Annotated in this window: 17 protein-coding genes; 6 read left to right on the plus strand and 11 right to left on the minus strand. The window is 70.4% G+C overall.

Annotation, left to right across the window (positions count from 1 at the left end; genetic code table 11):
• Positions 1-28: 28 nt before the first annotated feature.
• Complete coding sequence (locus tag PXH83_RS12940; RefSeq protein WP_274560067.1) at positions 29-745, plus strand: nucleotidyltransferase family protein; 717 nt, start codon at positions 29-31, stop codon at positions 743-745.
• A gap of 91 nt (positions 746-836) precedes the next feature.
• On the opposite strand, the gene PXH83_RS12945 is transcribed toward PXH83_RS12940, so the two are convergent.
• From PXH83_RS12945 to PXH83_RS12970, 6 genes are all read right to left on the minus strand, one after another.
• Entirely contained in the window at positions 837-2,537 is a 1,701-nt protein-coding gene (locus PXH83_RS12945; protein WP_274560069.1) for a DoxX family membrane protein, read from the minus strand.
• Between the two features lie 219 nt (positions 2,538-2,756).
• Positions 2,757-3,713 (minus strand): 23S rRNA (guanosine(2251)-2'-O)-methyltransferase RlmB, encoded by a 957-nt coding sequence (rlmB, locus tag PXH83_RS12950; RefSeq protein WP_274560072.1) that lies wholly within the window; start codon positions 3,711-3,713, stop codon positions 2,757-2,759.
• Positions 3,714-3,796: 83 nt separating this feature from the next.
• Complete coding sequence (gene cysS / locus PXH83_RS12955) at positions 3,797-5,200, minus strand: cysteine--tRNA ligase (protein ID WP_274560073.1); 1,404 nt, start codon at positions 5,198-5,200, stop codon at positions 3,797-3,799.
• Between the two features lie 73 nt (positions 5,201-5,273).
• Positions 5,274-5,786: a 2-C-methyl-D-erythritol 2,4-cyclodiphosphate synthase gene (ispF, locus tag PXH83_RS12960; RefSeq protein ID WP_274560075.1), complete on the minus strand. Its 513-nt coding sequence runs from the start codon at positions 5,784-5,786 to the stop codon at positions 5,274-5,276.
• Positions 5,776-6,531 carry a 2-C-methyl-D-erythritol 4-phosphate cytidylyltransferase gene (gene ispD / locus PXH83_RS12965; RefSeq protein ID WP_274560077.1) on the minus strand — a complete coding sequence of 252 codons (756 nt, stop codon included), beginning with the start codon at positions 6,529-6,531 and terminating at the stop codon, positions 5,776-5,778. Before ispD ends, ispF begins: the two co-directional genes overlap by 11 nt.
• A 325-nt stretch (positions 6,532-6,856) precedes the next feature.
• Positions 6,857-7,339 (minus strand): CarD family transcriptional regulator, encoded by a 483-nt coding sequence (locus tag PXH83_RS12970; protein WP_006380568.1) that lies wholly within the window; start codon positions 7,337-7,339, stop codon positions 6,857-6,859.
• A gap of 600 nt (positions 7,340-7,939) precedes the next feature.
• Between PXH83_RS12970 and PXH83_RS12975 the strand changes: the two genes are divergently transcribed.
• Complete coding sequence (locus PXH83_RS12975) at positions 7,940-8,620, plus strand: DUF461 domain-containing protein (protein WP_274560080.1); 681 nt, start codon at positions 7,940-7,942, stop codon at positions 8,618-8,620.
• A gap of 89 nt (positions 8,621-8,709) precedes the next feature.
• On the opposite strand, the gene phoP is transcribed toward PXH83_RS12975, so the two are convergent.
• Entirely contained in the window at positions 8,710-9,390 is a 681-nt protein-coding gene (phoP, locus tag PXH83_RS12980) for a two-component system response regulator PhoP (protein ID WP_028814608.1), read from the minus strand.
• On the minus strand, positions 9,387-10,652 hold the full coding sequence (gene phoR, locus PXH83_RS12985) for a two-component system sensor histidine kinase PhoR (RefSeq protein ID WP_274560085.1): 1,266 nt from the start codon (positions 10,650-10,652) through the stop codon (positions 9,387-9,389). Before phoR ends, phoP begins: the two co-directional genes overlap by 4 nt.
• A gap of 186 nt (positions 10,653-10,838) precedes the next feature.
• Here phoR and phoU point away from each other — a divergent pair, with 186 nt between their 5' ends.
• A complete protein-coding gene (gene phoU / locus PXH83_RS12990; RefSeq protein ID WP_274560086.1) occupies positions 10,839-11,522 on the plus strand; it encodes a phosphate signaling complex protein PhoU in 684 nt (227 codons plus the stop codon).
• 212 nt (positions 11,523-11,734) lie between these two features.
• The gene (locus PXH83_RS12995) at positions 11,735-11,893 is read left to right on the plus strand and encodes a hypothetical protein (RefSeq protein ID WP_274560087.1); all 159 of its coding nucleotides are present in this window, start codon (positions 11,735-11,737) and stop codon (positions 11,891-11,893) included.
• Positions 11,894-11,956: 63 nt separating this feature from the next.
• On the opposite strand, the gene PXH83_RS13000 is transcribed toward PXH83_RS12995, so the two are convergent.
• Positions 11,957-12,718: a phosphoglyceromutase gene (locus PXH83_RS13000; RefSeq protein ID WP_274560088.1), complete on the minus strand. Its 762-nt coding sequence runs from the start codon at positions 12,716-12,718 to the stop codon at positions 11,957-11,959.
• Between the two features lie 133 nt (positions 12,719-12,851).
• On the opposite strand from PXH83_RS13000, the gene PXH83_RS13005 reads away from it, so the two are divergent.
• On the plus strand, positions 12,852-14,147 hold the full coding sequence (locus tag PXH83_RS13005; protein WP_274560089.1) for an MDR family MFS transporter: 1,296 nt from the start codon (positions 12,852-12,854) through the stop codon (positions 14,145-14,147).
• 407 nt (positions 14,148-14,554) lie between these two features.
• Here PXH83_RS13005 and PXH83_RS13010 read toward each other — a convergent pair whose 3' ends face one another.
• Positions 14,555-15,067 (minus strand): type III secretion system chaperone family protein, encoded by a 513-nt coding sequence (locus PXH83_RS13010; protein WP_274560090.1) that lies wholly within the window; start codon positions 15,065-15,067, stop codon positions 14,555-14,557.
• Complete coding sequence (mshA, locus tag PXH83_RS13015) at positions 15,060-16,406, minus strand: D-inositol-3-phosphate glycosyltransferase (RefSeq protein WP_274560091.1); 1,347 nt, start codon at positions 16,404-16,406, stop codon at positions 15,060-15,062. Before mshA ends, PXH83_RS13010 begins: the two co-directional genes overlap by 8 nt.
• 219 nt (positions 16,407-16,625) lie before the next feature.
• On the opposite strand from mshA, the gene PXH83_RS13020 reads away from it, so the two are divergent.
• On the plus strand, positions 16,626-17,435 hold the full coding sequence (locus PXH83_RS13020; RefSeq protein ID WP_274560092.1) for a class I SAM-dependent methyltransferase: 810 nt from the start codon (positions 16,626-16,628) through the stop codon (positions 17,433-17,435).
• The last annotated feature ends 183 nt before the right edge of the window (positions 17,436-17,618 follow it).

Below are 17,618 nucleotides of genomic sequence, written 5' to 3' on the forward strand. Positions count from 1 at the left end.
GCATATCGTGCCCCGTATGACTTCGTCCATGACTACGTCTCCGACGCAGGCTGTGGTCCTGGCCGGCGGCCAGGGCTCGCGGCTGCGCCCGTACACCGACGACCGCCCCAAGCCGATGGTCGAGATCCCGGGAACCGGGACCCCGATCATCGGCCATCAGCTTGCCTGGCTGGCTGACGAGGGCGTGACCGATGCGGTGATTTCCTGCGGCCATCTCGCCGGTGTCCTTCAGGACTGGCTGGAATCGGCCGACCTCCCCCTGCGCGTCACCACCGTGGTGGAGAGCGAGCCGCTGGGGCGCGGCGGCGGCCTCAAGTACGCCGCCGGTCATCTGCCCGATCCGGGCAGCCCCTGGTACGCGACGAACGGCGACATCTGGACGCGCTTCTCGCTGCGCGACATGGCCGCCTTCCACGCCGAGCGCGACGCCGTCGCGACCCTGGCCCTGGCCCGCCCGCGCATCCCGTGGGGTGCGGTGGAGACGGACACCTTCGGCCACATCACCGACTTCATCGAGTCGCCGCCCTCGCCGTATCTCATCAACGCGGGCGTGTACGTCTTCTCAGCGGCCTTCACAGCGCTTCTCCCGGACCTCGGGGACCACGAACGCACCACCTTCCCCCGGCTGGCGCGAGAGCGCCGCCTGGCGGGCTTCCCGCTGCCGCACGGCGCGTACTGGCGGGCCATCGACACCGCGAAGGACCTGAGCGAGGCCGCCAAGGAACTCGCCGCCGCACGCGGTTGAGCCCGACGCCGAACTGCTCCTCCGTTCACGTACGACGAAGGGCCCGGCGCACATCCCGTGCGCCGGGCCCTTCTCTCGTACCTTGCGGGTCCTACCCGAGCAGGCCGCCGATCACCCGGCCGCTCCCGCCGTCGCTGCCGCCGCCAGTGCCGCCGCCCGTGTCGCCGCCACCGGTGCTGCCGCCCGTGCTGCCGCCACCGGTGCCGCCTCCTGTGCCGCCGCCGTCGGTGCCGCCGCTGCCGGCCCCGCCGGTCGACGTCGGGCCCGCGCTGGTGGTGGGCGCCTGCGGCGGCGGTGCGGGCTGCTGCCGGGGCGCCTGGCCGGCCGTGCTGCCCTGAGTCGGGCCGGGCTGCGCGTCGCTGCCGACCGTGGCGGACTCGCGGACGGCGCCGGGCGTCGTGGCCGGGGCCGACGGCCGTGCGGAGCTGCTGACGGACGGCGAGGGGTTCTGGCTGGTGGGGCCCTGCGAGGCGCGGCCGGTGCCGCCGGTCTGGCGGGGCAGGGGGGCGCCGGGGAGGTGGTTGGTGGGGTCGTCGTTCGGGCCTGGCACGGTCACCAGGTCCGAGGAACGCACCGCCCCGCCCAGCATCGAGCCGATGAGCAGCGTCAGCCCGACCACGAGGGAAGCGACGACAGTGCCGCGCCGCAGTACGCGCCGCCGCAGCTCCCACAGCTCGGAGCGCGGGCCGAGCTTGCGCCAGGCCTCGCCCGCGAGGCGTCCGTCGATCGAGTAGACGGGGGCGCCCGCGATGATCAGCGGGGACCAGGCGGCGAGGTAGATGATGTCGGGCGCGTCGTAGGCCGGTACGGTCTTCCAGCTCACCGTCATGATCAGCGCGGCCGACAGCAGCGTCCCGAAGCAGGCGGCGACCCGCTGCCAGAGTCCGAGAACCGTGAGCACGCCGACGACGACCTGGAGGAACGCGACGGTCAGGCCCGCGCCCACCGGGTGGGTCAGCGCGAAATCGCGCAGCGGCTCGGCGAGGGCCCAGGGGTGCAGCGACGTAAGCCACTTGACCATCGAGCCACGCTCGCCGCCGTCGAAGTACACGGGGTCGCAGAGCTTGCCCATGCCGGCGTAGATGGAGATGAAGCCGAGGAACACGCGGAGCGGCAGCAGCACCACACCGAGGTTCATCCGCCGCCCGGGGTAGTAGGCGTGCCGGACGCCCGCCGCGTCAGTGGCCGATGTTCCCGTCGCGCCGTGCCGCTGGCCGCGCTCGTCCTCGGCGTCGTCGTCGAGTTCGTCGAAGTCGTCAAACTCGGCGAACTCAGCGTCCTCGTAGGCGGCTTCGCCGTCCGGTTCGGGGTGGTCGTACGCGCCGACCGCCTGCCGCACCCTGGGCACCATCGGCGTCATCGGCGGCTCGGAGCTGCGGGGGCCGACGACGGTCGGGATCGCCGCGGTGTCCTCGCCCGTGTCGATCCGGGGGATGACCTGGGTGGCGCCCGCGTCGTAGCGGCCGTCGACCGTGGAGTCGCGTACGGCCTGGAGCAGTCCGGTCGCGCCGGGGTCTCCCGGTTCGGATCTGCCGCTCCACACGACGGGCGCACGACGGCGCCCGGCGCCCGCCGCACCGCCCATGGCCGGGATGCGCGCGGTGTCCCCCATCCCACTGCCCGCGCCACCCGCGCCCGTGTACGGCGGGGCGGGGCGCCGACTCTTGGTCGGGGCGAGCTGCACGCGGAAGCTGGCGTGGTTGACGATGACCTGCGCCGGATCGCAGGGCACCTTGACCATGCTCAGGGCGGGCTGATCGTCGAACCCGGGTGTTCTGGTGTCCACACTCATCTAACCGAGTGATGTGTGGTTAGGACACTGCCTTGACACCCCGGAATCTGTCCGAGACCCGTCAAGCCCCCCTTACCGGACATACCGCCCAGCCCAGAGCATTGCACCGCGTAACCTCAGCCTGCCGCCCTCGCACCGCTTCGCGGGCTTCGGACGGCTGCGCCGGACTCCGTCCGACGGCTCGGGGCGAGCCAGGACCGCGCGACGCCCGGCGACGCGTCACCCCCGGCGGCGTGCCACCTCGTACAGCACAATGCCCGCCGCCACGCCGGCGTTCAGCGATTCCGCGCCGCCCGGCATCGAGATGCGTACCCGGTAGTCGCAGGTCTCGCCGACGAGGCGGCCGAGGCCCTTGCCCTCGCTGCCGATCACGATGACGACCGGGCCGGCCAGCGCTTCCAGGTCCTCGACCGTGTGCTCGCCGTCCGCCGCGAGGCCGACGACCGTGATGCCGGCCTTCTGGTAGCCCTCAAGAGCGCGGGTCAGGTTCGTGACGCGGGAGACCGGCGTACGGGCGGCAGTGCCCGCGGAGGACTTCCACGCACCCGCCGTCATGCCCGCCGCACGGCGCTCCGGCACGACCACGCCGTGGCCGCCGAAGGCGGAGACGGAGCGGACGATGGCGCCGAGGTTGCGCGGGTCGGTCACCCCGTCGAGGGCGACGATCAGCGGGTCCTCGTGCTTGTCGTACGCGGCGGCCGTGAGGTCCTCGGGGTGCGCGTACTCGTACGGCGGGACCTGGAGGACGAGGCCCTGGTGGTTCAGGCCGTTCGTCATCCGGTCGAGCTCCGGACGCGGCGCCTCCATCAGGTTGATGTTGCCGCGCTCGCCCGCGAGCTGGAGCGCCTCGCGCACCCGCTCGTCGTTGTCGATGTACTGCTGGACGTACAGCGTGGTCGCCGGGACGCCGTCGCGCAGCGCCTCGAAGACGGGGTTGCGGCCGACGACCATCTCGGACGTGCCCTTGACGCCGCCGCGCCGGGGCGCGGGGCGGCGGGCCGCGGCCTGCTTGGCCTTGGCCGTGGCGATGCGGTTCTTCTTGTGCTTCTTACGGGCCTCCGCGGGCGGCGTCGGGCCCCTGCCTTCGAGGCCGCGGCGTCGCTGGCCACCGCTGCCGACCGTAGCGCCCTTCTTGTTGGACGTACGGCGGTTCCTGCGCTGGCTGTTCCCGGCCATGACCTACCTGTTTCGTTGCTTTCAGACGTGTGTACGTATTTAAGAGTGTGCCGCGCTCGGAGATGTGCGGCGAATGGCGCCGGTCAGCGCGGGCCGAGCGTCCACCGCGGGCCCGACGGACTGTCCTCGATGACGAGGCCGGACTGCTGGAGCTGGTCGCGGATTGCGTCCGCCGCGGTCCAGTCCTTGCGGTCGCGGGCCGACTGGCGCTGGTCGAGTACGAGCCGTACGAGCGTGTCGACGACTCCGTGGAGGTCCTCGCCGCGGTCCGCGCCGCCGGCCGACCAGCGGTCGTCGAGCGGGTCGAGGCCGAGGACGCCGAGCATGGCCCGTACCTCGGCCAGCCGGGCGACGGCCTCTTCCTTGTCGTCGGCGGCCAGCGCGGAGTTGCCCTGCCGCACCGTGGTGTGGATGATCGCGAGCGCCTGCGGGACGCCGAGGTCGTCGTCCATCGCTTCGGCGAAGGCGAGCGGCACCTCGGCGGCGGGCTCGACGACGCCCCCGGCCTTCTCGACGACGCGCTGGATGAAGCCCTCGATGCGCGCGAAGGCGGACTCCGCCTCGCGCAGGGCCTCCTCGCTGTACTCGATCATCGAGCGGTAGTGCGGGGTGCCGAGGTAGTAGCGGAGCACGATCGGCCGCCACTGCTTGACCATCTCGCTGACGAGGACCGAGTTCCCGAGGGACTTCGACATCTTCTCGCCGCTCATGGTGACCCAGGCGTTGTGCACCCAGTACGAGGCGAAGTCGTCGCCGAAGGCCTTGGCCTGGGCGATCTCGTTCTCGTGGTGCGGGAAGATCAGGTCGATCCCGCCGCCGTGGATGTCGAAGGCGGAGCCGAGGTACTTGTGCGCCATGGCCGAGCACTCCAGGTGCCAGCCGGGGCGCCCGCGTCCCCACGGGGTCTCCCAGTCGGGCTCGTCGGGCTTGCTCGCCTTCCACATGGCGAAGTCGCGCGGGTCGCGCTTGCCGGTGATGCCTTCCTCGGAGGGCTGGCGCAGGTCGTCGATGTCCTGGTTGGACAACGCCAGGTATTCGGGGAAGGACCGCACGTCGAAGTAGACGCTGCCGTCGGCCTCGTACGCGTGCCCGCGCTCGATGAGGCCGCGCATCATCTCGACCATCTCGGTGACGTGGCCGGTGGCGCGGGGCTCGTAGGTGGGCGGGAGGCAGCCGAGGGCGTCGTAGCCGTCGTTGAAGGCGCGCTCGTTCTCGTACCCGATGGACCACCAGGGGCGGTCCTGGACGGCCGACTTGTGGATGATCTTGTCGTCGATGTCGGTGACATTGCGGATGAACGTCACGTCGTAGCCGCGGTAGGAGAACCAGCGGCGCATGATGTCGAAGTTCAGCCCCGACCGGATGTGGCCGATGTGCGGGGCGGCCTGCACGGTAGCGCCGCAGAGGTAGATCGAGACGCAGCCCGGCGTGAGCGGGGAGAAGTCGCGAGTCTGCCGGGCGCTGGTGTCGTACAGCCGAATAGTCACTACACCAGGGTAGTGGGCGCACGACAGTGCCCTGCGACCCTTTCCCTTACCCGTGCGCCCGCTGAGGAGAAACTCAGCCTGTACGGACCACCAGCGCCGTGGCGATGGCCGCGAGCCCTTCACCTCTGCCGGTGAATCCGAGACCGTCGGTGGTGGCGGCGGACAGCGAGACAGGGGCGCCGGCGGCGGCCGAAAGCACCTTCTGCGCCTCGTCGCGGCGCTTGCCGATCTTCGGGCGTACGCCGACGACCTGGACGGCGACATTGCCGATCGCGAAACCCTCGGCCCGTACGATCCGGGCGGCTTCGGTCAGCAGCGTGATCCCGGAAGCGCCGGACCACTCGGGGCGGCCGGTGCCGAAGTGGGCGCCGAGGTCGCCGAGACCGGCGGCGGAGAAGAGGGCGTTGCAGGCGGCATGGGCGACGACGTCGGCGTCCGAGTGGCCGGCCAGGCCGGGGCCTTCGCCCTCCCAGAGCAGGCCGCCGCACCAGAGCTCGCGGCCTTCCACGAAGGCGTGAATGTCGGTGCCGATGCCGACGAGGGGCAGCGGGGGGAGAGCCGGGATCGGGGGGTTCTCAGAAGCCATCTTTGGCCCTCCTGCGGGCGAGTACTGCATCGGCCAGGACGAGGTCCAGGGGCCGGGTCACCTTGAATGCCTCTTCGTGGCCGGGTACGACCACGACCTGTACGCCGAGCTGCTCGACCATGCCCGCGCAGTCCGTCGCGCCTTCGCCGTTCGGCGCGATCGCCTGGTGTGCGCGGACGAGGGTGTCGCGGTCGAAGCCCTGCGGGGTCTGTACGGCGCGCAGCAGCGCCCGATCGGGGGTGGCGACGACCGGCTCGGGCTCGCCCTTCTCCCGGGGCTCGACCTGCTTGACGGTGTCGGCGAGCGGCAGGGCGGGTACGACGGCGGGCGCTCCGTCCCGTACGGCCTCGATGACCGCGTCGACCGTGTCGACGGGCACGAGCGGGCGGGCCGCGTCGTGCACGAGGACGGTGGTGATGCCGGGGGGCAGTGCGTCGAGGCCGAGGCGCACCGACTCCTGACGCGTTTCGCCGCCCGGTACGACGAGGAAGTCGGTCCGCTCGGGCAGCGCGTGTTCGTCGAGGAGGTTCTTGACCTCGACGGCGCCGTCCGGTGGGGCCACCACGACGACGAGGGAGACGGCCCTGGAGTTGGCCATGGCGCGCACCGCGTGGATCAGCATCGGGGTGCCGCCCAGCATGCGGAGCGCTTTGGGGGCGCCCGGGCCGAGCCGTACGCCGCGGCCGGCCGCCGGGATCACGGCGGCGGTGCGGGGAGAGGGGGTGGGGCGCGGTACGTCTGTCATCGGTAGCTCCGGGGCCGACTGGCTTCAGGGACGGGTTGGCTCCGCCAGGTTTGTGTCCGCGCCCGAGGTGGGTATGGCCACAGCGTGCCGGGCGCGACGCCTTGACCGGCCCCTTCCGTGACGACTGGTCGAGCCAGCTGCCCGGGCCCGGCACGCCAGAGCTTCAGGCGCGTATGGGCGGACGTGTCCCGGGGGTACCTCGGGGTGTACGGCGGTAAACGGAGAGATGCCGCAGTGCCCGGCGACAAAGGCTGGACGGCCTTGTCAGCGGGCACCACGGCATCGAAATCACTGGGTGTCAGGGGAGCGCCCCCCGGACCCGGAGTCAGGACGCGAGGACCTCGTCGAGCAGAGCCTCGGCCTTGTCTTCATTGGTGTTCTCCGCGAGTGCGAGCTCGCTCACCAGGATCTGGCGCGCTTTGGCGAGCATGCGCTTTTCACCTGCGGAGAGACCGCGCTCACGCTCACGACGCCACAGGTCGCGCACTACCTCGGCGACCTTGATGACATCGCCCGAGGCAAGCTTCTCGAGATTTGCCTTGTAGCGTCGGGACCAGTTCGTCGGCTCTTCGGCATACGGTGCGCGCAGCACCTCGAAGACCCGGTCGAGCCCTTCCTGACCGACTACGTCGCGTACACCGACGAACTCCGCATTGTCCGCAGGCACACGAACAGTCAAGTCACCCTGGGCGACCTTGAGCACCAAGTAGGTCTTGTCCACGCCTTTGATCTGGCGAGTTTCGATAGCCTCGATCAGCGCGGCCCCGTGATGGGGATAGACCACGGTGTCGCCAACCTTGAACGTCATGTGACAGGTACCCCTTCCGTGGCTATCCAGAGTAACACGGATGAGGCTTCTTCTGAATGGCGTTTCCGCAGGTCAGGGCATATCTCGGGGCTTGACAACAGCAACAGGAACGTGCTGCGCAGGGCTTCCGGAAGCGGGTATTCGCAGGTCGGAGCGGCTGCGCGGGGCGGGAGAAACGCGTACGGTACACGCACCGCGAACCCCTCATGACGGACCGAACGTCCCGTTTTGCCGGGTTCGAAGCGGTGAACTTCGAGTACTCCGTTCGGAGATCGGTCACCCGTTCGGCCCGAATCCAGAATTGATCACGGGCCGCCGTGATCAATTCTCCGTACCCCCATACATTCCTTACGGATAATCCGCACTCGGGTCGCTCTCGTACCATCCCCGCGATATGTGAACGGCGTACGAAACAGACCGCACGGGCGGACAGGACCACAGCGGGACTACGGGCAGGACCGTGGCAGCGCCCTGTACGGACGGGGCGGGTGGGGCGGGTCGGGTGCAAGGGCCGGGCGACGGCTCGGTAACCTAAGCGCGCCGAACACCCCTAGGGCGGCTCAACGCCGCTCGACCCCGTCAAGAGGAGATGCCGCCGCCGTGAGCCGCAGCCTTCGACGCGGTGCCCTCGCCGCCACCGCCATCGTGTTCTCGATCGCTTCGCTCGCCGCCTGCGGAGCGGGCAACGACGCACAGTCGCTGGGGGTCAAGCCGGACAACGCGGCGACCTCCGTGGACAACATCAAGATCCAGAACGCCGCGATCGTCACTCAGCCGAAGCTCGACGCCGAGGGGCCCGCGGTCGTCACCGCAACGCTGTTCAACAACGGCACCAAGGCCGAGACCCTTGAGTCGATCAAGCTGCCGGGCAACGACGTACCCGTGAAGCTCAAGCCCGCCAAGGGCTCGGGCCCGGTGACCGTGCCTGCGGGCGGCTCGCTCCTCCTCGGCGGCGAGGGCAACGCCTCCGCCGTGATCGAGAAGGGCCGCGAGGCCGCCAGGGACGGCGACGCGCAGCCCGTGGTCTTCGAGCTCAGCTCCACCGGTTCGGTGGAACTGCGGGCCTTCGTGATCCCGGCGACGCACTACTTCAAGGGCTACGGCCCGTCCGAGGCCCCGAAGCCGCCGGCCGCCACGCCGACCGGCTCGGCGACCGCGACGCCCGCGGGCACGCCGACCGGGACGCCGGAGGAGCCGCCCGCCGGTGGCGAGGGCCACTCGGCGTCCCCGACGCCGACGGAGGGGTCCGCCGAGGAGCAGGACGCGGGAGCCGGGCACTGACGCCCGTACCCGTACGTAAGGGGGGCGCCCCGCCGGAGATATCCGGCGGGGCGCCCCCCTTACGTACAGGCCGTGCAACCGGGTCCGGTTTACGGCTCGAACTTGTAGCCCAGACCTCGCACCGTCACCAGGTAGCGCGGAGCGCCCGGGTCGGGTTCGATCTTGGCGCGCAGGCGCTTCACGTGGACGTCCAGCGTCTTCGTGTCGCCCACGTAGTCCGCGCCCCAGACGCGGTCGATGAGCTGCATGCGGGTGAGGACTCTGCCCGCGTTGCGCAGGAGCATCTCCAGGAGGTCGAACTCCTTCAGCGGGAGGTCGACCTTGCCGCCGCCCACCGTGACCACGTGGCGGTCGACGTCCATCCGGACCGGGCCCGCCTCCAGGGCCGCCGGTGTGACCTCCTCCGGCTCGCCGCGGCGGCGCAGGACCGCGCGGATGCGGGCGACCAGCTCCCGCGAGGAGAAGGGCTTCGTGACGTAGTCGTCGGCTCCTATCTCCAGGCCCACTACCTTGTCGATCTCACTGTCTTTGGCCGTCACCATGATGACCGGAACATTGGAATGGCTGCGCAGCTGGCGGCAGACCTCGGTGCCGGGCAGGCCCGGGAGCATCAGGTCGAGCAGGACGAGGTCGGCGCCGTTGCGCTCGAACTCGTCGAGCCCGTCGGGGCCCGTGGCCGCGATGGCGACCTCGAAGCCCTCCTTGCGCAGCATGTAGGACAGGGCGTCGCTGAAGGATTCCTCATCCTCGACGACGAGCACTCGGGTCACGGAAGGACCTCCGGGGCAGGAATGGGTTCGCGTGCAGTGGTCTCGTGCGGGCCGCCGTCGTCCTCATCGACGCCGTCGTCCGGTGTGGCGGCCGTCGACCGGCCGCGCGGTGCGGCTTCGGGCAGCCGCAGGGTGAACGTGGAGCCCTGTCCCTCGGAGCTCCACACTGTGACTTCCCCGCCGTGCGAGGCAGCCACATGCTTGACGATGGCGAGGCCGAGTCCCGTACCGCCGGTTGCCCGGGAGCGGGCGGGGTCGACGCGGTAGAAGCGCTCGAAGACGCGCTCGCGGTCCTTCTCGGAGATTCCGATGCCCTGGTCGGTCACGGCTATCTCGATCAGGTCGCCGCCGGGTGCGGAGACGCGACGGGCAGCTATGCCGACCCGGGTGCGGGCCGGGCTGTAGTTGACGGCGTTCTCGACGAGATTGCCGAGTGCGGCGGCGAGCTGGCCGCGGTTGCCCCAGATGTGCAGGTCCGCGGCGCCGCCTGCGGCCATCGTGATGTTCTTGGTGGACGCGGCGTGGCGGGTGCGGTCGATCGCCTCGGCGACCAGTTCGTCCACGCGGACCGGCTCGGCGTCCTCCAGCGGGTCGTCGTTCTGGACGCGGGAGAGGTCGATGAGCTCCTGGACCAGGTTGGTGAGGCGGGTCGCCTCGATCTGCATGCGGCCCGCGAAACGGGTGACCGCCTCGGGGTCGTCGGAGGCGTCCATGACGGCCTCCGAGAGCAGCGAGAGCGCGCCGGTGGGGGTCTTGAGCTCGTGGCTGACGTTCGCGACGAAGTCGCGCCGTACCGCCTCTATGCGGCGGGCCTCGGTGAGGTCCTCCACCAGCAGCAGCACCAGGCGGGAGCCGAGCGGGGCCACGCGGGCGGAGACGGCCAGAGCCTCGCCCCGGCCGGTGCCGCGGCGTGGCAGGTCCAGCTCGACCTGCCGTATCTCACCGTCGCGGCGGGTGTCGCGAGCCATGTGGAGCATGGGGTCGACGGCCAGTTTTCCGCCCCTGACGAGCCCCAGGGCGTACGCCGCCGAGCTGGCCTTGACGACGCTGTCGCTCTCGTCCAGTACGACGGCGGAGGAGCGCAGCACGGACAGCACGGTGTCGACGCCCGGTGGCAGCACGGCGTTGACGTCGGGGCGCAGGGAGGACCGGGTGGGCCTGGCCTGCTCGCGCTCACTCCAGCGGAACGTCAGCACGGCGATCACGCCGGTGCACAGACCGGCGATCGCTGCTGCTGCGGCGACTGCCGCGTTCACGTCCATGCACCCAGGTTAAGCGGGGTCTCGGACAGTCCCCCAGCCAAACGGGTGGCCGCTCGAACACTCGTCGCTCAGAGTTCACCGAGGGGACGGGGCTGGTTCACTTGTGGTGCCGGCAACAGACGCGTAACGGACAGAACGTGGGAGCGTGGGGTTCAGAGACCTCAGAAGGACGAGAGAGGGACTTTCATGCGCGACGCGTACCACGAGGAACTTGACTCGATCGGCGAAGGCCTGGTCGAGATGGCCCGGCTCGTCGGTTCGGCGATCGGGCGGGCCACCACATCCATGCTCGACGCAGACCTCAAGCTCGCCGAGAGCGTGATCGCCGGCGACCAGAAGGTCGACGACCTGCAGCACGACCTGGAGGCCCGAGCGATAGCACTGCTGGCCCGCCAGCAGCCCGTGGCGACGGATCTGCGGATCGTTGTCACGTCGCTGCGGATGAGCGCCGACCTGGAGCGCTCCGGCGACCTGGCCCAGCACGTGGCGAAGCTCGCCCGGCTGCGCTTCCCGGCCTCGGCAGTGCCGAACGACCTGCACGCGACCATCCTGGAGATGGGCCAGCTCGCGCAGCGCCTGATGGCGAAGGCGGCGGAGGTCATCATCACGAAGGACGTCGACCTGGCGCTCCAGCTGGAGCAGGACGACGACGAGATGGACCTGCTCCACCGCACGCTGTTCCAGCATCTGATGGACGACCGCTGGAAGCACGGCATCGAGACGGCGGTCGACGTCACGCTGCTCGGCCGCTACTACGAGCGCTTCGCCGACCACGCGGTGTCGGTCGCGAAGCGTGTGGTGTACCTGGTGACGGGTGAGTATGCGGACGAGATCCAGGCGGCGGCTGCGGCACCGGCCGAAGGGGCCTGAGCCACACGGCCCGACGGACGGAGTCCGGCGCAGCGGCCCCGAAGCCTGAGAGGCGCCCCGGCGCCGAACAGTGCGAGGGACGCATGGAGAGGGGCCGGCCCACCCAAGGGGCGTAACGCGTCATTGCACCTGTGCGCCGTTGATGCGCCCGCTGGAATGGGCATGGAATGGGCAGCAGGAGTACGCCGCGTACCTCTTCGAGGAGGAACCTCATGGCCGATTCCCCCACGCCCACGCCCCAGCAGGAACCGCACGTCGAAGTCGCCCTCCTGCCCACGCTGCCCATCCTGGGCGCCTGCGGCTGTGGCTCGGGCTGCGGCTGCGGCTGCCAGTCGGGTGCGCCGTGCCAATGCGGTGGCTGCTGCGGCTGACCGTACGGAAACGGAAAAGGGCCCCGTCCGAATCTTTCGGACGGGGCCCTTCCGTTGCGGTGCCTACTTCTTCTTGCCCTGGTTCTTCACGGCCTCGATGGCGGCCTTCGCGGCCTCCGGGTCGAGGTATTTGCCGCCCGGGGTGACCGGGCGGAAGTCGGCGTCGAGCTCGTAGTAGAGCGGGATGCCGGTCGGGATGTTCAGGCCGGTGATGGCGTCGTCGGAGATGCCGTCGAGGTGCTTCACCAGGCCGCGCAGGGAGTTGCCGTGGGCGGCGACCAGGACGGTGCGGCCGGCCAGCAGGTCCGGGACGATGCCGTCGTACCAGTACGGCAGCATGCGCTCGACGACGTCCTTGAGGCACTCGGTGCGGGGGCGCAGCTCGCTCGGGATCGTCGCGTAGCGGGGGTCGTCGCTCTGCGAGAACTCCGTGCCGTCCTCAAGGACCGGCGGCGGGGTGTCGTACGAACGGCGCCACAGCATGAACTGCTCCTCGCCGAACTCGGCGAGGGTCTGCGCCTTGTCCTTGCCCTGGAGCGCGCCGTAGTGGCGCTCGTTCAGGCGCCAGGAGCGGTGGACGGGGATCCAGTGGCGGTCCGCGGCCTCCAGCGAGAGCTGGGCGGTGCGGATGGCGCGCTTCTGGAGCGAGGTGTGCAGTACGTCGGGCAGCAGGCCGGCGTCCTTGAGCAGCTCACCGCCGCGCACCGCCTCCTTCTCGCCCTTCTCGGTGAGGTTGACGTCCACCCATCCGGTGAACAGGTTCTTCGCGTTCCATTCGCTCTCGCCGTGGCGGAGGAGGATCAGCTTGTACGGTGCTTCGGCCATGCGGACGAGCCTAATCGACCTCTTGTGGGCGGTCGACGCTTGACGGTTGCCGTCAATTGACTGGCGGGCGAGAAGTGGCGGTGGGTAACTTGCGGATGCCTGACACGCCACTTACAAACCCGGGGGAACCGCCATGTCTGTCGCCAGTCTCAGACGGGCCGCACGAGAGAGCGTCTCGGGTCTGCCTCGCGAGTTCTGGTGGCTGTGGACTTCGTCCCTGATCAACCGGATTGGTGCGTTTGTCGCTACTTTTCTGGCGCTGTACCTGACCGTGGAGCGGGGGTATTCGGCCTCGTACGCCGGTCTCGTGGCGGCCCTCCACGGGCTCGGCGGGGTCGTCTCCTCGATCGGCGCGGGGGTGATGACCGACCGGCTGGGGCGTCGGCCGACCCTGATGATCGCGCAGGTCTCGACCGCGCTGTCGGTGGCGCTGCTCGGCTTCATGACCGATCCGATGGCGATCGCCGCGGTCGCCTTCCTGGTGGGTATGGCGAGTAATGCGTCACGGCCCGCCGTGCAGGCGATGATGGCGGACATCGTGAAGCCCGAGGACCGGGTGAGGGCGTTTTCGCTGAACTACTGGGCGATCAATCTCGGGTTCGCCATCTCCTCGGCCGCCGCGGGCTTCATCGCCGAGTACAGCTATCTCGCGGGCTTCCTCGGCGAGGCGGCGCTGACCCTGGCGTGTGCGGTGCTCGTCTTCGTCAAGGTGGCGGAAACGCGGCCCGTACGGGATACCTCGGCGGGGGCGAAGGCCGAGCCGGAGGTCGGGCTCGGGACGGTGCTGCGCGACCGGCGCTTCATGGGCGTCGTGGGTCTGTCGTTCCTGATCGCGCTGATCTTTATGCAGGCTCATGTGGGGCTGCCGGTGGCAATGGGCGAGGCGGGATTCTCGGCGGCGGACTTCGGCTTGGCGATCGCGGTCAATGGCGTGCTCATCGTGGTGCTGCAGATCCCCGTGACGCGTTTCATAGAGCATCGGGATCCGCGGAAGCTGTTGATCATCTCGGCCGTGGTGGCGGGGTACGGCTTCGGGCTCACCGCCTTCGCAGGGTCGATCGCGGTGTACGCGCTGACGGTGTGCGTATGGACGCTGGCCGAGATCGTGAACGCACCGACCCAGACCGGGCTCGTCGTGCGGCTTTCGCCGGTGCACGGACGGGGCCGCTACCAGGGGATGTACACCCTGTCCTGGTCGGCGGCGGCGCTGGTCGCCCCGCTGATGTCGGGCTTCGTCATCGACCGCTTGGGGGCGGACTGGCTGTGGGGCGTGTGCGCGGTGCTGGGGACGGGGGCGGCGCTGGGGTACTGGCTGCTGATGCGGAGCCTGCCGGAGGAGGAGTGGGAGGGGGAGAGGGAGGCCCTTGTTCCGTCCCCCTCCCCTCCCGTCGCCTCGAATCCCGTCGCCTCGAAGGAAGTCAGCGCGTAAGGGCGCGCTGCACCTCGCTGATGCCGACGGTCGCGCTGTACGGGGCGATCCGGTCGATTTTGACGAGCCCGGTGCGGGCGTTGGTGACGGTGACGTTCCAGTGGGTCAACTACCTGGTCCTGAAGGATCGGGCCTGTCCGTGCCGTGATGAGCGCACGGACGGTTCCCGGAGCTTCGCCGCGCGACGGCGGCCGTGAGGACCGGGTTTGCTCTCGTGGTCCCGAATGGCTTCCGGGTTTCCCGTAGCGTGCGACGAGTTGACAGCTGCCCAGGCATCTACGCCGCGGTCGGCGATATTGATGCCCGCGAAGTGGTCCGCATGCCCAGCGAGGCCGCAGCATTCACACCGGAACCGCCCCGCGAGGGCCGGTTCCGCCTCGACACATGCCCACAGGCAAAGGGGGTGGTCAGTCGGTCGGGCGTTCCGTCAGGTGGGTGAACGCCGCCAGGTTTCTCGTCGACTCGCCGCGCGACACCCGCCACGCGTACTCCCTGCGGATCGCGCTCGCGAAGCCCAGTTCCAGCAGGGTGTTGAAGCTGCCGTCCGCGGCTTCCAGGACCGAGCCCAGCAGGCGGTCCAGCTCCTCCGGGGTCACGGCGGCGAGGGGCAGCTTGCCCGCGAGGTAGATGTCGCCGAGGCTGTCGATCGCGTAACTCACGCCGTAGAGGCGCAGGTTGCGTTCCAGCAGCCAGCGGTGGACGGCCGCGTCGTTCTCGTCCGGGTGGCGGATCACGAAGGCGTTGATCGACAGGGAATGGCGGCCCAGGCGCAGGGAGCACGTCGTGGACAGTTTGCGCGTGCCGGGGAGCTTTACGACGTACGAGCCGGGTTCCGGGCTCTCCCACTCCAGCTCCGCGTCCTTCAGCGTCTGCTCTAGCGTCTCGGTGATCTGCGTGATCGGCGGGAGTGCGTCAGCCATGGTGCGAGCGTACGCGACGGCGATGTTCGTGCATCGCGGCCGTGTACACGTCGGCCGTGCCGGACGCCGCCGTGTCCCAGCCGAAGGACTGCGCGTGGCGGGCGGCCGCCGCGCCCATGCGGTTCACCAGGCCGGGGTCGTCGATGAAGCGGCGCAGGGCCCGGGCGTATCCGGCCGGGTCGTGGCCCTCGACCAGGAAGCCCGTCGAACCGTCCCGTACGGCGACCGGAAGGCCGCCCACCGCCGCCGCGACCACCGGCGTACCGGAGGCTTCCGCCTCTATCGCGACGAGGCCGAAGGATTCGCTGTACGAGGGCATGACCAGCACCGACGCCGCGCGGAACCAGTCCGCGAGGCGGTCCTGGCCCACGGGCGGGCGGAAGCGTACGACGTCGGCGACGCCGAGGCGTGCGGCGAGTTTCTGGAGGCCCTCGGGCTTGGCGAGGCCGCTGCCGCTGGGGCCGCCCACCACCGGCACGACGATTCTGGAGCGCAGCGACGGGTCCTCGTCGAGGAGCAGGGCGACCGCGCGCAGCAGGATGTCGGGGGCTTTCAGCGGCTGGATGCGGCCCGCGAAGAGCGGAATCAGCGCGTCCTGCGGCAGCCCGAGGCGCTCGCGGGCCGCTGCCCGGCCGTCGGCCGGCCGGAAGCGTTCCAGATTGACTCCCGGGTGTACGACGGCGACCCCGCCCGGGTCGGCCTCGTAGTGGCGGACCAGCTCGTCGGCCTCCTCGGCCGTGTTGGCGATGAGCCGGTCGGCCGCCCGTACGATCTGCGTCTCGCCGATGACGCGTGCGGCGGGCTCGGGGGTGTCCCCGTCCGCGAGGGCCGCGTTCTTGACCTTGGCCATGGTGTGCATGGCGTGGACGAGGGGAACGCCCCAGCGTTCGGCGGCGAGCCAGCCGACGTGACCGGAGAGCCAGTAGTGGGAGTGGACGAGGTCGTAGTAGCCGGGGCGCTGGCCTGCCCATGCCTGCATCACGCCGTGGGTGAAGGCGCAGAGCTGGGCGGGCAGCTCCTCCTTGGCGAGGCCTTCGTAGGGGCCGGCGTCGATGTGGCGGACCAGGACGCCCGGCGCGAGCTCGACGCTCGGCGGCAGGCCGCCCGTCGTCGCCCGGGTGAAGATCTCGACCTCGATGTTGATGGCGGCGAGGCGCTTGGCGAGCTCGACGATGTAGACGTTCATGCCGCCCGCGTCGCCCGTCCCGGGCTGGTGCAGCGGGGAGGTGTGGACGCTGAGCATGGCGACCCGGCGCGGTTTGCGGTGGTGGCCGCCGGGGAGCCGGAGGCGGTGCGGGGTCGCCAGTGTGCCGGCGAGTCGGGAGACGTACTGGCTCACGTCGGCGGTCCTCCTCGCACTCGGGGCATGGCACGGAGGCGACGCAGGTTCCCGCGCTTGGTTCCCCTCCGAACAGGCCAAACAGCGGAATGCCCCCTTCCCATTTCCGTTTTGCCAAATCATTACTTCAGCTGCCTCAACCCTTTACGCGGCAGAAGGCGGAGCAGGAGGCGGCGATACGCGGCAGGGCGCGACCACACGGGCGCTTACCCTCGCTTCATGGCCTCCCGCATTTCCCCGTCGCGCCCCGTCGGCGCCGTGACCCGCGGGACGACCAACCCCAACCGCCTGCGCCGCATGGACCGCTGGATAGCGGCCGTCCACGGGCCCGAGCTGCGCCGCCACGCCGCGGCGCCGGTCGCGGTCGACCTCGGCTACGGGGCCGCGCCCTGGACCGCCGTCGAGCTGCTCGGCCGCCTGCGCACCGCCGCGCCCGCCACCGAGGTCGTGGGCATCGAGATCGAGCCGGCCCGGGTGGCCGCCGCGAGGCCGTACGAGCGCGACGGCCTCACGTTCCGGCACGGCGGCTTCGAGGTGCCCCTGCCCGACGGCCGCAGGCCCGCCCTGATCCGTGCGGCGAACGTCCTGCGGCAGTACGACGAGGGGGAGGTCGCCGCCGTCTGGGCGCGGCTGTGCGCGCGGCTGGCACCCGGCGGCCTGCTGGTCGAGGGGACGTGCGACGAGATCGGGCGGCGGCACGTGTGGGTCGCGCTCGGCCCTGCGGGACCGCGCACGGTCACCTTCGCGACCCGGCTGGGGTCGCTGGACCGCCCGTCCGATCTGGCGGAGCGCCTGCCCAAGGCGCTGATTCACCGCAATGTGCCTGGCGAGCCGGTGCACGCCTTCCTCCGGGACTTCGACCGGGCATGGGCGGCGGCAGCTCCGTACGCCTCGCTGGGCGCCCGGCAGCGCTGGATCAAGGCCGTGCGTGACCTCTCGGCAGACTGGCCGCTGGCGGACGGGGAGCGCCGGTGGCGGCAGGGCGAAGTCACGGTGAACTGGGCATCTCTCCAGCCCCGCACCGCCTGAAACCCGGATCGGATCACTCGAAAGGTCACCCGGAACGGGGAACGCGGACTGCTGCCTGTTCGTCAGAAACCTGTGGGCGGGGGCCTCTGTCGCTTTTACGGGCGGCGTGGCAGCATCACGGCATTGCCAGCCAAGTTACTGACGGTAAATCACATTCGGGATGCAGGATGTGATGTGGGATTT

The organism is Streptomyces spiramyceticus (assembly GCF_028807635.1).
GTDB classification, from domain to species: Bacteria; Actinomycetota; Actinomycetes; order Streptomycetales; family Streptomycetaceae; genus Streptomyces; species Streptomyces spiramyceticus.